The following is a 13,527-nucleotide window of genomic DNA, read 5'->3' as shown; positions in this document are numbered from 1 at the left end:
GACTGAATTTCTTACATGAAAAGCAGGACGTACAATCAATGTCTAAAGTTCTCGTACTGACAAGCAGTGTTCTGGGCGATGCCTCCGTATCCAACCAGCTTACCACCCACATCGTAAACCAGTTGCGTCTCAAGAACGGCAAAAGCAAGGTCATTGCCCGCGATCTGGGAAGCAATCCCGTGCCGCACCTGACGCAGGATTCCACGGTTGCCTTGCGTGTTCCCGAAGCTGAAAACGAAGTGCAGGCAAACGCGCAGGCCCTCTCCGACGAACTCATTGCCGAGTTGAAAGCGGCCGACCTGCTGGTCATCGGTGCGCCCATGTACAACTTCGGCATTCCGTCGACGCTGAAAGCCTGGTTCGACTACGTGCTGCGCGCCGGAGTAACCTTTTCCTATAGCGACGCAGGTCCGGAAGGGCTCCTGAAAGGCAAGCGTGCTATCGTCGTCTTGACACGAGGCGGCCTCTACAGCGAAGGACCGGCGCAGCTGATGGATGCCCAGGAACCTCACCTGCGCACCTTGCTCGGCTTCATCGGCATCACGGACGTCACTTTCATTCGCGCCGAGAAACTTGCCTTCGGTGCCTCTTTCCAGGAAGAGGCCATCGCCGCAGCCAAGAAGGCAGCCAATGAGGTGGTTGACGACTTGCAGCTGGTGGCTGCCTGACATCCTTGCAGCGCACTTCGTCGGTTGCGATAGCGAAGCTCGCATTTTTCAACACCGTCGTCCCCTACTCCCGCCCCTGTCTATGTCAGAGGGCGGGGTTTCCGTTGTGAGCGAACGTCTGCAAGACTGTTTGGTCTCTCCTGTTCGGATTTCTGCATCCACATTCGGAAACACCTGTCCCTTCATGCCCTACCCGAGATGAAGATCGGCTCAGTTTGGCGAGTGATCAATAAAGGTGGACGCAGCGGAGGCCGCCGCCGCGTCCAGACCATGTTTCAATCAGAGATTAAAAGTCCCTTGGACGTGTCGATGGTCGGTGTCGGCCGCATCAGACAACCCGTGCTGGAGCCGGATCATATCCGCCGCCCGCTCTCCGATGACGACACATGGAGCCATCGTATTGCCGGTCGTGATACGCGGCATGATCGAGGCGTCGGCCAGCCGAAGTCCCTCGATGCCATACACCTTGAGCTGATTATCAACCACCGCCATGCTGTCCCGCCCCATCTTGGCCGTACAGGATTGATGCCAGTAGGTGACAGCGGATTTCCGGATGAAGTCGATCATGCCTGACTTGTTTCGGGACCGCGGTGCCGTCTCGGTTTTGACCAGCGGTGTGAAGGCTTCACTGTTTCCCGCCTCACGGCATAGTTCCACTGCCGCCAATGCAGCCGTCAGATCTTCCGGCTCACTCAAGGAGTTGGGTTCTATGAGCATAGGGTCGAGGGCATCCGGCCCGGATAGACGCAGCCGTCCCCGGCTTTTCGGCTGTGCAAGCCCGGCAAACATCGTCCAGCCGTGCTCAGGTGTTTCCAGGTCCGTTTCAACAGGGCTGGGCACGGCAAACTCAAGCTGGCACTGAAGGATATCGGGTTGCTGAAGACCGGAATTGCTCTTCCAGTAGAGGGTCGCTTCACAGCCGCCACCGCCGACCTCCTCAGGTTTGCGGTACGCCCAGGTACACCCAAACGCGATGTGATCCTGATGATTGCGGCCAACGCCGGGAAGATGCTGGACAACGGGGATCCCGTGAACCCGCAGTTCATCCTCGGGACCGATGCCCGACTGCATCAGAACCTTGGGTGTGTTAACAGCGCCGAGTGACAGCACTGTTTCATATCGCGCGCGGAACTGCCGAACTTCGCCGTCGACCAAAGCTTCGACGCCGATCACCTTCTTTCCCTCAAATAGGAGCCGCGTGACCAACGCATTGGTCAACACAGTCAGGTTTGGTTGCACCATCATCTTGTGGGTGTAGGACCGGAAGACCGACTCCCGCTTGCCGTTGCGGATCCTCAGTTCCGCGATCGATGCACCGCCGGCACTTTCCATCATCTCGCCGTTGGGCGTGTCGAAGACGGGAACACCAATCAGCTCCGCCGCGTCGAGAAGTGCCCTGGCAACCGGCTTTGGACTGTCAGGTTGCGCGACGTGGACGGGGCCGCCGGATCCCCTTCGCAAAGGATCCGGTGTTCCGCGCCAGTCTTCAATACGGCGGTAGTATCCGAGCACGGACTGGTATCCCCAGGCTTCGTCGCCGGATTCTGCGGCGAAATGGTTCCAGTCTTCCTTGTGGCCCCGGGCCCACACCATGACATTGATGCTTGAACCACCACCAAGCCCCTTGCCCATGCTTAAGGGAAGACGGCGGCCGGCGAGTCCAGGTGTTGGTTCACCAACGAAGCCCCAATCACGGTCACTGCCAAGGTTCAACGGCCATTGAGCCGGTTCCATGACACTTTCGGCGAGATCGTCGCCTCCAGCCTCAAGGAGCAGAACCCTGGCATTGCCGTCTTCGGCCAATCTGGCTGCGACAACCGACCCGCTGGAACCTGCACCGCATACGATGAAATCGAATTCGGCATTTGTCTTTTCGAGCTGCATGGTCTTGTCCATGTGTTCGACCTCTATCGATGCTTGTGTTGTTTAATGCTGGCTCGAGACCGTTTGTGCGGCTTCGTCGATCGTGTCGGCGACGACCTTCGGCCGGGTCATGAAGAGAGCGTGGCTGGCAGAGACCTTCGTGATCTTTGCGCCGATACGTTCCGCCATGTGGATCAGCATGGCCTGGTCGAATGCCTTGTCTTCGGTTGCAATCACCGCCCAACTCGGCTTGGAGCGCCACGCGGCATTCTTCAGCTTCGTGCCAAACGCTGCCAAGTTGAGGGGAACTTGAGAATCCCGCATGAAAGCGGCGTCCGCGTCGCTGACGTCATGGGCAAAGCCGGATTTGAATTTTTCCCGGTCGACATAGGCGAAATCGTCTTCCGAAGTGTCGATGACGAACTCGGAAGCCGCTGGAAATCCATCATATTGTTGAGCTGTCGTTTCGCCGGCATCCGGTGAAAGCGCCGAGACATAGACCAACCCGGCAACCTTCTGGTCGACCCCCGCTTCGGTAATGACCGTGCCGCCCCAGGAATGCCCGACAAGTATGGCCGGGCCGTCCTGCCGGTCCAATGCGCGTTTGGTGGCCGCAACATCGTCTTCCAGAGATGTCAGCGGGTTCTGGACGATGGTGACCCGGTATCCACGTGTTGTCAGTTCGTCATAGACGCCGCGCCAGCCGGAGCCATCCGCAAAAGCGCCGTGAACAAGCACAACATTCCTGACAGTCTGATCCGTCGGAATGGTGTCTGACGCATTCGCGGACTTCAGTCCGATGACGGCAGCGGCGGCAGCCGCCAGAACAAACATTTTCGTCTTGGTCTTCATAGCTCTTCTCCAAACAAATAGCGATAACAGTTATCGCGATAAGAGTGATTATAGGGATCGAATTTTCAGGTCAAGAGAAATGTTATCGCGATATTGTTTCTCGTGATGTGGTTTGATATACGGGGGCAAAGGAGCAGTGCATGACGAATGACCGGAAGAACAGTCCACCGCCTTTGGACGATCAACTCTGCTACGCGATCTATTCGGCAGGGATTGCCATTCAGCGCGTCTACAAACCCCTTCTTGACGAGCTCGGGGTGACCTATCCGCAGTATCTCGTTCTCAATGTTCTCTGGCGCGACGACCAGAAGACAGTCGGGGCAATCGCCGAGACCCTGGCGTTGGAATCCAGTACACTCACGCCGCTTCTCAAGCGTCTCGAAACGGCGGGACTGCTGCAAAGAACCCGAAATCCAAACAACGAGCGACAGGTTGTCGTGGCCTTGACCGACAAGGGCCGTGCGCTTCAGTCCAGGGCAGGATGCCTTGGCGAGGCTCTGCTGACGGCTTCGATGCAAAGCCCCGAAGACCTCGCGAGTCTCAACAAGAACATCCGAAATCTTCGCGACACGATCTATTCTCAGATCGGCGGGTGGGGCACTCCCGCCTGATCCGCACGTTCGTCATGTCTACGTTGTCGGTATGGTGCCCCCGTCAATGACGTATTCGGTGCCGGTGATCGTGGCCGCGCGGTCGGACGCCACGAACGCAATCAGGTTCGCGACCTCTTCCGGTTTTGTCGGGCGACCGATCGGTATTCCGCCAAGCGCCTCCATGATCATCTTCTTGCCGCCCTCGTAATCGGTGCCTGCCTGCTTGGCGAGACGGTCGGCAAGGCGTACCGACGCTTCCGTCTCAATCCACCCGGGCGATACACGCAGCACACGCACGCCCCTTGGCGAGACTTCTTTCGACAGGGCCTTGCTGTAGGTGGACAGCGCTGCCTTTGCCGATGCATAGGCGGTTGTTGATTCAGGCAACGGCAGTTCCCTCTGGATCGACGAAACGTGGATGACGACACCACTTCCCCGTTCAACCATGTCCGGCACGAGTTGCCGGTCCAGACGAACGGCAGGAAAGAGATTGAGATAGAGCTCGTTATGCCACTCGGCGTCCGTCAGGGCGACATACCCGCCTCCCGGAGCAGAGGAACCGCCGAGCATATGAACAATGATGTCCACGCCTCCCAGCCTTTCCCGGACAGCGGCGGCAAGGTCATCGCAGCCTTCGGTCGTGGTCAGGTCTGCCGCGACGAACTGGACGCCATCTTCAAGCCTGTCCGGTCTGGTCCGGGCGCTTGTCAGCACTTCGGCCCCGAGTTCCCGGAATAGTCTGACCGTCGCAGCTCCTGCGCCTCGCGTTCCGGACGTGACAAGCGCCCGTTTGCCTTCAAGACTGAGGAACTTGCTCACGGCAGAATCTCCAGTTCAGCAATCTTTTCGCCCGTCAGGCGGAAAAAATACCTCAGGTCGACCGGGCTGCCGGGAAAGTTCCCGGCAACGTGGCCCGTCACCACCTTGCGATTTCCTTCCACCTCGATTGCGAAAGGCTCGACCGTGTAGGAGTACTTTGTTGAAGCTTCCGCCTTCCATCGGCGGATCGCGGTGCGTCCCGCATGCACGTTTTTCTCGTCCTTGACGACCGCGTCTTCGCTGAAACAATCAGCGACGGCATCGGCATTCCTGTTTCCGTCAGCTTCGAAATAGGCCTCAATCGGTCCTGGTAACCGGATATCCATCTGACATCTCCGTTTCTGGTGATGGTCCAGCCGGAACAGCGGTGTGTTCCGGCGTCGATGGTCGAAATATATGGCTGGACCTTAATCGCGATAATTGGGATAAAGATGGATGTAACATCACGAAAATCGGAACAATGTCACGTCAGATCCTGGGAGAACTTGAAGCGGTTCTGGCCATCGCCAATCGAGGGTCTTTCCGTGCAGCGGCGCTCGAACTCGGGCTGTCGACGACGGCGCTCAGCAATCTTATTGGCAAGATAGAGCGGCAACTCGGCGTTCGCCTGTTCAATCGCACCACGCGAAGTGTCTCGTTGACGGATGCCGGTCGAACCTTCGTCGAACAGGTGTCCCCCGCACTGCGTGACATCCAGGACGCAATGGCTGCCGTGCGCTCGCAACAGGACACGCCTTCGGGGACATTGCGCATCAATGCTTTCGCAACAGCTGCCCGGGAAGTGTTTGCGCCACTTGTTCTGGCGTTCGTGCAGCGCTACCCACAGGTTCACATCGATCTCGTCACCGAAGGCCGGATCGTCGATATCGTCGCCGAAGGGTTCGATTTGGGAATCCGAACCGCCGACCTGGTGCCAAGTGACATGATCGCTGTGCCGCTGGGGGCGCCTCGCAGCTTTGCCGTGGTCGCCACCCCCGCCTACCTAGAAAAACATGGGAGGCCGGCCGCACCACCCGATCTTCTGGCTCACCAATGCATCCGTGTCCGGCTGCCAAACGGTGCGCTTTATCGCTGGCATTTCGAGAAGGATGGCAATGCCCTCCTGATCGACGTGGAGGGTCCGATTACACTTGATGAAGCTTCGCTTGCACGAATGGCCGTTCTCGACGGGATCGGGATCGGGTTTTTCATGGAAGCCAACGTGCGCGACGACATCGCTGCCGGGCGACTTGAACGGGTCCTGCAGGATTGGACCCCGCCAACGTCGCCGCTGTGTCTCTATTATCCCGGGCGTAAAAACCCTTCGGCTGCCTTCCGGGCTTTCGTCAATATGGCACGGGAACTTGGCAAGGCAGCCACGCGAAGAGATCTATTTCCGGCTGAGCAATGAGCCACTGCCGTTTCTGGAAAGTGTCGTGCGGTTTCAGCTACAGCCGATCAGCGGCAACTGAACGTTTCTGACGATCAGGCCATGCCTTGATGATGGCGTTGGACCGGTCGATCGCATTCTGTCCGAACGCGATCTCGACGGCTAATACGAGCGCGGTCTGAGCCAGTCCGGGGCCACCGGGCAACAGGCAAAGAATGAACTTCAAGCTAAAGCAATTAGCCTGTTTCGTGTCCTCTTTGCTGTGCCCGTGTCCTTAGACGCGGGCAGCTTCGAAAGCCTTCCAGACCTTCTCGAAGGCGGCAAAGTCCATCGCTCCTTTTGCAGTGGCTTCCAGAACGATCTTTTCCGAGGCAAAGAGCTTCGCAATACCTTCTTTAAGGCCGGGTATGACCTCCACTGGAATGACCACGGCGCCATGACGGTCGGCGTGGACCAGGTCACCATCCTGGACAGTCAACCCAAAGATGCTGACAGGCGTGCCCAACTCGCGAACATGCACGAACCCGTGGCTGGGGCCGATGGAACCCGCGACCACCGGAAATCCTTCTGCCATATCGCCGAGGTCGCGCATGACCCCGTTGGTGAGCGCACCGGACATGCCGAAAGCCTTGTGGATCGAAGTATTCACCTCGCCCCAGTAGGCCCCGATGCAATGCGGGAAATCCACGTCCTCGATGACGGCTATCGAGGGTTTGGGAGCCTCGGCCATGCGCCGGTAGTATTCCATGCGGCGGGCGCGGATGACGTCCGCAGGCTCTGTGGGTGGTTCGAGTGCGGCGATCTTGGCCGTTGAGGCATAGCCCACCATGGCGCCACCCTCCGGTGCGCTGCACAGCATGGTGCCTCGTGTGAAGCCATTGAAGCCGCGCTTGCCCTCGACAACCTCGATGGCATTGCAGACCGTCGGCGTATCCACGCGTTTCAGCAGTTCCAGAAGTTCCTGATCCATTCTAATCCTAGTCCTCAAGCCATCGTCCGAGTGCGGCGTTCGTTGCCGCAGGCTGTTCCAGTGTCGTCAGGTGACCGGCTTGTTCGATGATTTCCAGAACCGAGTTCTGAAGCAGTTCGGCCATCTGTGTATGCCGATCAAGGGGGCAGAGCCTGTCGCTCTCGCCGGTCAGGACCAGAGCCTTGCCCTTGTAGGCGCGCAGCGTTTCGGTCTGTGACGGGCGGTCAATCAGCGCTTTCGACTGGCGCAGGAAGACCTCGGGTCCGAGGCTTTCGGCCATGTCAAGCGCAAGGCTCTCGAGGTCGGCGGCGGTCGACCTGTCATGTGCGAAATTTGGAATGACCTCGAGGCGCATGACGTCCGAGAGCCCACCTGCGCGGACCGCCGCCATTTGTGGCGCCCGCTTTTCCTTCACCGTGTCCGGTTCGGCACGCGGATTGGTGTCGAGTAGTGCCAGACGCTCCACACGTTCGGGCGCCTGCCTCACGACCTCCATGGCGACGATCCCGCCCATGGAAAGGCCCGCGAGCGCAAAGCGTTGCGGTGCACCGGAAAGGATCGCCGCCGCCAGGGCCTCGACATTGTCCTCGTTGCAGATCGGAGCAAGATGCAGTGCACGCGACCCGGAAAAGGCAGCGATCTGCGGCTCGTAGAGCCGGGCATCGCACATCATGCCGGGGATCAGGACGAGCGGGAGACGCGTCATGGCCACTTCCTTTTCAAGAAGGCAGCCGGCGAGACCGGAGAGCCTCGCCGGCTGCCAGGTGTCAGTTCCCGGTCCAGGTCAGGCCAGCGGGATCATCTGTGGCGACAACCCGGTAGAGCGATGCCTCACCGGTCATCGACGGCTCAAGCGAGTAAGTCTCTCCGGCGAGCATCAGGGCGGTGTCGCCTGGGTTGAGCACGGTTTGACCGCCGCTCCAGCTTAGCGCCCAGTGGCCACGCATCGGCATCAGCACTGTCGGCTTCTCCGGTGTGATGGTGTCGCTGGAGAGTGAGCCGCGCGTCAGGAACTCGACCTCGAAACCGGGCTTGTCTTTCAGGAGAGCGTTCTCGCCGATCACCTTGGCCGGCTTTTTCGCTGCCAGCGCCATCAGGTCCCAGTAGCGGGCAACATAGTCGCGGACCACGTCCTCCACCGGCGTTTCCGGGAAAGCCTTCAGCTCTTCGTCGGTCAGAAGCGGCATCGGCGACACGTTGTGCGGCAGGGTCTGGCCCTTCTTGCTGTCGTAGAGGACTCCGTTCTCCCCAAGGATGAGACCGTGTTCCCGCGCGTCCTCGATCACCTGAGGTGCCCATGTCACGCCGCCGCCGGCATCATCGCCGCCAAGGATCGCCATGATCATTCCGTAGTCGGTGCCGATGTTCTCGAACCCGCGAAAAATCCCGGTCGGAATGTTGAAGATGTCGCCTTCCTCGGCAACGAATTCGCCGGCCGTGCCATAGCGGCCCCAGAAGAAGCGCCAGCGTCCCTTCAGCACGAAGAAGACTTCGGCTGTGGTGTGGTTGTGAAGCGAGTTGCGGCAATGCGGCGGCTGTCCCGCGGCACCGATATTGAAGCCGACCTTGTCGGTGATGTGGACGTGCTGGTCGGGACTTTCCGAAACCCCGCCGCCGATGATGGTGAAGTTTTCCTTCTGGTTCGAGCCAGGCGTATGGGCGTCGATGAAGGCAGTCTTGCACGGCTTCAGTTCACCGTAGCGAACGATGCGATCGTTGATCGAACTCATGTCGAATATCCTTGAGAAATCTGGTCAGTGTAGGGCGGCCAGCAGCCGGTTCGGCGGGTGGTTGTTCAGCCGCCGTGATCTCAAGCTCTGCAGATAGGTGTGATGCCGTTCCTCGGCCTGAAGGGGTGTCCTCATGTGCCGAACGGGTCCAGCTTGCGCGTGGAGCCGCGCTGGATCAAATCGCCCGGGATCAGGATGCGCGTGGGCTCTGTATGTCCCTCGACGCGGCCAAGCAATGTCTCGACTGTTGCCTCGACCATCCGGTTCACCGACTGGCGAACTGTCGTCAGGTCATAGGTCGGCCAGCCTGCGACGGGCACATCATCGTAGCCGACCACAGCGACGTCGCCCGGTACGGAAAGCCCCAGTTCGAAACGCAGAACGTCCATCACGGGAAGTGCCATATGGTCGTTGCCGACGAATACCGCGTCCGGTCTGTCCGCTGAACCGAAGAGCTCACGCGCAAGCTGACGCGCCACCTCAGTGCTGTATTTGCCGTCGAGCACGGCGCAGGGTTCGCGGCCGTGTTCGGTAAGCGCCTCAGTGAAGCCGCGTGCGCGGTCGCGCCCGGTCGAAGATCCCTGCCAACCGGCGATATGGGCGATCCGTTCATGTCCGCAGGCGACCAGGAAGTTGGCGACGGTCCGGCCGCCTGCAAGGTTGTCGGAGGTTACCGACGACAGGCGGTTGTCGTCCTGACCGCGATTGAACATGACGATCGGGATGCCGGCGTCCTCGCAGCGTGTGGTCAGGTCGTTGGTGATCGCAACAGAGGCCGTGATGATGCCGTCGACGCGGTAATCGAGCAATTCGTCGACCACGCGAGTAACATCGTCCTCCTGGTTCTCCGCCAGAAAGATCAGGATGTGATAGCCCCTGGCCTGCAAGGCCCGGCTGAGACGCTCGATTGCGAGCGGATAGAACTGGTTTTCAAGGTAGGCCACGACGAGGCCGATGATGCGGCTTCTGCCGGTAATCATCGCCCGCGCGATCGGGTTCGGTCGGTATCCGAGTTCCTCGGCTGCCGCCTCGATGCGGTCGCGGGTCTTCTGCGAGACGCTGGAGCCCGGCGTGAATGCACGGCTGACTGCCGACTGGGAAACCCCTGCCAGCTTTGCGACTTCGCTGAGTGTGACCTTTTCCTTGCTCATCAGTCCGCCGTCCAACCTCCATCGACCAGCAATGCCGTTCCGGTCACCAGGGAGGATGCGTCCGAGGCGAGGTAGACGACCGCGCCCATGATATCCTCGACTTCGCCTACCCTGCCAAGCTTGATCTTCTCCTCGATCCACTTGCGCCGTTCGGGGTTCTCGAAGGTCTTCTCGGTCAGCGGGGTGCGAATGAAGGTCGGGCAGATGGAATTGATGCGGATCCCCTTCGGCCCCCACTCGATCGCCATCGATTTGGTCATGCCTTCGATTGCGTGCTTGGAAGCTGAATAGACGGCGCGGTCGATGCCGCCAACATGGCCCATCTGGGACGAGATGTTGATGATCGAACCCGGCTTGCCTTCGGCTGCCAGCCGGCCTGCGGCCAGGGCTGCGAGAAAATAGGCTGCCCGGAAATTCAGGTCGATCACTGCATCGAAGTCTTCGGGCCGGGTTTCCAGCGCAGGACCATGGCGCGCCATGCCGGCGGAGTTCACGACAACGTCAAAGGCCGGCAGGTCGGCGAGGGCTTTTTCAAGCGCTTCACGATCTGCCATGTCGAGGACCAAAACGTCCGCCTGCATGCCTTCGGCCTGCATTTCTGCCTGAAGGACCTGAAGCGGCGCGGCCCGCCGGGCTGCCAGTGTTACTGCCGCCCCGGCTTCCGCAAGCGCGACAGCGCACGCCCTGCCGATGCCGGAGGACGCACCTGTTACGAGGGCGCGCCGGCCATCAAGACGAAAGGACGGGGTGCGCGGAAGGCTCATTCGGCCTTCTCCAGAACCGGTGCGGCCTCACCATAGGGGACGTTGACACCGCCATAGCGGCGAACGCGGACGTTGCACTGCTCGGCGTGGCCGACAAAACCTTCCAGCATGCACAGGCGCGAGCCATAAGCACCGATACTGGCCGCTGCTTCGTCGGTCATGACCTTCTGATAGCTGTGGGTTTTCAGGAACTTGCCGACCCAAAGTCCGCCGGTGTAGCGGCCGGCCTTCTTGGTTGGCAGCGTGTGGTTGGTGCCGATGACCTTGTCACCGTTGGAGACATTTGTCCGCGGCCCGAGGAACAACGCGCCATAACAGGTCATGTTTTCTAGGAACCAGTCGTCGCGGTCGGTCATGACCTGAACATGTTCGGAAGCAATGTCGTCGGCGACCTTCAGCATTTCCTCGTAGGTGTCGCAGACGATCACCTCGCCGTATTCTTCCCAGCTCACGCGGGCGGTGCCCGCTGTCGGCAGAATGGCGAGAAGCCGTTCGACTTCGGCCATGGTTTCTTCCGCCAGCCTGCGGCTGTTGGTCAGCAGCACGCAGGGGCTGTTGTAGCCGTGTTCGGCCTGGCCGAGCAGATCCGTCGCGCAGAGTTCCGCGTCTGCTGCGCTTTCATCGGCGATCACCATGGTTTCCGTCGGTCCGGCAAAAAGATCGATGCCGACGCGGCCGAAGAGCTGACGCTTGGCTTCCGCAACAAAGGCGTTGCCCGGACCAACCAGCATGTGCACCGGCTCGATGGTTTCCGTGCCGATGGCCATCGCGCCGACGGCCTGAATGCCGCCCAGCACGTAGATTTCGTCCGCGCCGCCAAGGTGCATGGCCGCGATCACGGCGGGATTTGGTTTGCCGTCGAACGGCGGAGTGCAGGCAACGATGCGCGGAACGCCGGCGACCTTCGCTGTTGCGACGGACATATGTGCGGAGGCCACCATCGGAAACTTGCCGCCCGGCACGTAGCAGCCGACGGACTGAACCGGCAGGTTGCGGTGGCCGAGAATGACGCCCGGCAGCGTCTCGACCTCGATATCCAGCATGCTGTCGCGTTGGGCCTTTGCGAAATTGACCACTTGCGCCTGGGCGAATTTGATATCGGACAGTTCCTGCTCGGTCAGCTGGGCGATCAGGCCGTCGATCTCCTCTTGCGACAGGCGGTAGGATGCCGGGGAATACTTGTCGAATTTTTCGCTGAGGTCGCGCACGGCAGCATCGCCGCGTTCCTCGATATCCTTCAGGGTTGCCTCGACAACGGCGCGCACCTTGGCGTCGTCCTCGACACGGTCCGCTTCGGGCTTCCCTTTCTTCAGATACTCGACAGTCATTTCAGGTTCCTCAGTTTTCCCGGCGACTTTCTGCGCGGCGAAACCGCATCGTCCGTCGTCATCTTTCGAATGCGGCCGAAATGCCGCTGTTGTGTGGTTCAGCGGGTTGCCCGCCGAAGGTTTAGCGCCCGTAGCCCAGGAACAGTTCTGGCAGTCCAAGGGACAGGACGGGAATGAAAGCGATCAGCAGGAGCGCGAAGATCATCGTCACCACCCAGGGAAAGATCCTGCGGGCGATGTCCTCGAACCGGATCTTGCCGACAGCGGCGGCCATGAACAGGTTCGCTCCGAGCGGCGGTGTCACGAAGCCGATGGCAAGCGCCACGACCATGACGATGCCGAAGTGAACCGGATCCACGCCGAGTTTCAGCATGATCGGCAGAAGGACAGGTGTCAGGATGACGATTGCCGCCAGTGTTTCCAGGAAGGTGCCGACGATCAGAAGCAGGACGATCGCGGCCAGCATCACCACCACCTTGCTCTGGGTCAGCGACAGCACGAGCTGGGCGAGATCGGACGGGATACGCTCCAGAGCAATGATGCGGCCGAAGGCGTAGGACGCACCGATGATGACGAGCACGGCGGAGACCAGCAACGCTGCTTCCAGCATCATCTTCGGAACGGCGGACAGCGGAAGCTCCCGATAGACGAAGCAGCTCACGATCAGGGCATAGACGACGGCGACGGCGGAACTTTCGGTCGGTGTCACCATGCCGGAATAGATGCTGCCGAGAACAACAGGCGGCATGGCGAGGGCGAGCTTCGCATCCCAAAGGGCGGCCCAGAGACTGCCGGTGCGGGTTGGCGGTACCGGGTTGCCCGCACCCTGGTTTCCGGAGCGACGCTGTATCACGTTGTAGCCGATCAGGGTCAGCGCGATCACGAAGCCCGGAACGATGCCGGCCATGAAGAGAGCCGTCACCGAGACGCCGGAAGAGACCGCATAGACGATCATCACCACCGACGGCGGGATCATGACGCCAAGCCCGCCTGCGGAGGCCACCATGGCGCCTGCATAGGCCCGGTCGTAGCCGCGATCGACCAGAGCCGGGATCATGGCGAGGCCGATGGCCGCCACCGTCGCGGATCCTGTTCCGGAGATGGCCGCAAAGAACAGGCAGGACATGATCGTCACGGTGCCCAGATCGCCGGGCATGCCGCCGAAGGCATGGTCCGCAACGGCGATCAGGCGTTTGGAAATGCCTCCCTCGGCCATCAGGCTGCCGGCCAGGGTGAACAGCACCACCGCGATGAGCGTGAAGCTGTCGATGGCCGAGACCAGCCCGAGGGCATACATGTCGAGGCTGAGGAACGGAATATAGAGGATTGCGAGCATGCTCGCGGCACCGAGCGCAATGCCGATCGGTACACCGATGAGCAACAGCAACAGGAAGCTTCCGAAGAGAATGGCTGTCGTCAT

At 60.3% G+C, this 13,527-nt stretch carries 15 protein-coding genes; 3 read left to right on the top strand and 12 right to left on the bottom strand.

Annotated features, from left to right (window positions below):
• Positions 1 to 38 precede the first annotated feature (38 nt).
• Complete coding sequence (locus ACVDG9_RS26455; protein ID WP_447239394.1) at positions 39 to 668, top strand: FMN-dependent NADH-azoreductase; 630 nt, start codon at positions 39 to 41, stop codon at positions 666 to 668.
• Positions 669 to 947: 279 nt separating this feature from the next.
• Here ACVDG9_RS26455 and ACVDG9_RS26450 read toward each other — a convergent pair whose 3' ends face one another.
• Both ACVDG9_RS26450 and ACVDG9_RS26445 read right to left on the bottom strand, forming a co-directional pair.
• Positions 948 to 2,564, bottom strand: a complete 1,617-nt coding sequence (locus ACVDG9_RS26450; protein ID WP_447239393.1) for a GMC family oxidoreductase — start codon at positions 2,562 to 2,564, stop codon at positions 948 to 950.
• Positions 2,565 to 2,594: 30 nt separating this feature from the next.
• The gene (locus ACVDG9_RS26445; protein ID WP_447239392.1) at positions 2,595 to 3,383 is read right to left on the bottom strand and encodes an alpha/beta fold hydrolase; all 789 of its coding nucleotides are present in this window, start codon (positions 3,381 to 3,383) and stop codon (positions 2,595 to 2,597) included.
• Between the two features lie 140 nt (positions 3,384 to 3,523).
• On the opposite strand from ACVDG9_RS26445, the gene ACVDG9_RS26440 reads away from it, so the two are divergent.
• The gene (locus tag ACVDG9_RS26440; RefSeq protein WP_075283490.1) at positions 3,524 to 3,994 is read left to right on the top strand and encodes a MarR family winged helix-turn-helix transcriptional regulator; all 471 of its coding nucleotides are present in this window, start codon (positions 3,524 to 3,526) and stop codon (positions 3,992 to 3,994) included.
• A gap of 18 nt (positions 3,995 to 4,012) precedes the next feature.
• Here the strand turns inward: ACVDG9_RS26440 and ACVDG9_RS26435 are convergent, their stop codons facing one another.
• Both ACVDG9_RS26435 and ACVDG9_RS26430 read right to left on the bottom strand, forming a co-directional pair.
• The gene (locus ACVDG9_RS26435; RefSeq protein WP_447239391.1) at positions 4,013 to 4,795 is read right to left on the bottom strand and encodes an SDR family oxidoreductase; all 783 of its coding nucleotides are present in this window, start codon (positions 4,793 to 4,795) and stop codon (positions 4,013 to 4,015) included.
• Positions 4,792 to 5,121 carry a nuclear transport factor 2 family protein gene (locus tag ACVDG9_RS26430; RefSeq protein ID WP_447239390.1) on the bottom strand — a complete coding sequence of 110 codons (330 nt, stop codon included), beginning with the start codon at positions 5,119 to 5,121 and terminating at the stop codon, positions 4,792 to 4,794. The genes ACVDG9_RS26435 and ACVDG9_RS26430 overlap by 4 nt, the downstream gene beginning before the upstream one ends.
• Positions 5,122 to 5,255: 134 nt before the next feature.
• On the opposite strand from ACVDG9_RS26430, the gene ACVDG9_RS26425 reads away from it, so the two are divergent.
• Positions 5,256 to 6,185, top strand: a complete 930-nt coding sequence (locus tag ACVDG9_RS26425; protein WP_447239389.1) for a LysR family transcriptional regulator — start codon at positions 5,256 to 5,258, stop codon at positions 6,183 to 6,185.
• A 37-nt stretch (positions 6,186 to 6,222) separates the two neighbouring features.
• Here the strand turns inward: ACVDG9_RS26425 and ACVDG9_RS26420 are convergent, their stop codons facing one another.
• The 8 genes from ACVDG9_RS26420 to ACVDG9_RS26385 all read right to left on the bottom strand — a co-directional run bounded on the left by ACVDG9_RS26420 (position 6,223) and on the right by ACVDG9_RS26385 (position 13,527).
• Positions 6,223 to 6,390, bottom strand: a complete 168-nt coding sequence (locus ACVDG9_RS26420) for a hypothetical protein (protein WP_168687593.1) — start codon at positions 6,388 to 6,390, stop codon at positions 6,223 to 6,225.
• Between the two features lie 48 nt (positions 6,391 to 6,438).
• Complete coding sequence (locus ACVDG9_RS26415; protein WP_168687592.1) at positions 6,439 to 7,134, bottom strand: RraA family protein; 696 nt, start codon at positions 7,132 to 7,134, stop codon at positions 6,439 to 6,441.
• 7 nt (positions 7,135 to 7,141) lie between these two features.
• Positions 7,142 to 7,840: an alpha/beta fold hydrolase gene (locus tag ACVDG9_RS26410; protein WP_447239388.1), complete on the bottom strand. Its 699-nt coding sequence runs from the start codon at positions 7,838 to 7,840 to the stop codon at positions 7,142 to 7,144.
• A gap of 61 nt (positions 7,841 to 7,901) precedes the next feature.
• Positions 7,902 to 8,864, bottom strand: a complete 963-nt coding sequence (locus ACVDG9_RS26405) for a cupin domain-containing protein (protein ID WP_168693727.1) — start codon at positions 8,862 to 8,864, stop codon at positions 7,902 to 7,904.
• Between the two features lie 131 nt (positions 8,865 to 8,995).
• Positions 8,996 to 10,015 (bottom strand): LacI family DNA-binding transcriptional regulator, encoded by a 1,020-nt coding sequence (locus ACVDG9_RS26400; RefSeq protein ID WP_447239387.1) that lies wholly within the window; start codon positions 10,013 to 10,015, stop codon positions 8,996 to 8,998.
• Entirely contained in the window at positions 10,015 to 10,779 is a 765-nt protein-coding gene (locus ACVDG9_RS26395) for an SDR family NAD(P)-dependent oxidoreductase (RefSeq protein ID WP_370197759.1), read from the bottom strand. The genes ACVDG9_RS26400 and ACVDG9_RS26395 overlap by 1 nt, the downstream gene beginning before the upstream one ends.
• The gene (hisD, locus tag ACVDG9_RS26390; RefSeq protein WP_023001281.1) at positions 10,776 to 12,107 is read right to left on the bottom strand and encodes a histidinol dehydrogenase; all 1,332 of its coding nucleotides are present in this window, start codon (positions 12,105 to 12,107) and stop codon (positions 10,776 to 10,778) included. Before hisD ends, ACVDG9_RS26395 begins: the two co-directional genes overlap by 4 nt.
• Before the next feature lie 121 nt (positions 12,108 to 12,228).
• Positions 12,229 to 13,527, bottom strand: a complete 1,299-nt coding sequence (locus ACVDG9_RS26385) for a TRAP transporter large permease (protein WP_023001280.1) — start codon at positions 13,525 to 13,527, stop codon at positions 12,229 to 12,231.

It is taken from the genome of Roseibium sp. RP-7, assembly GCF_053005225.1.
Note: the sequence above shows the minus strand (reverse complement) of the source record. Positions and strands in the feature narration are given on the sequence as shown.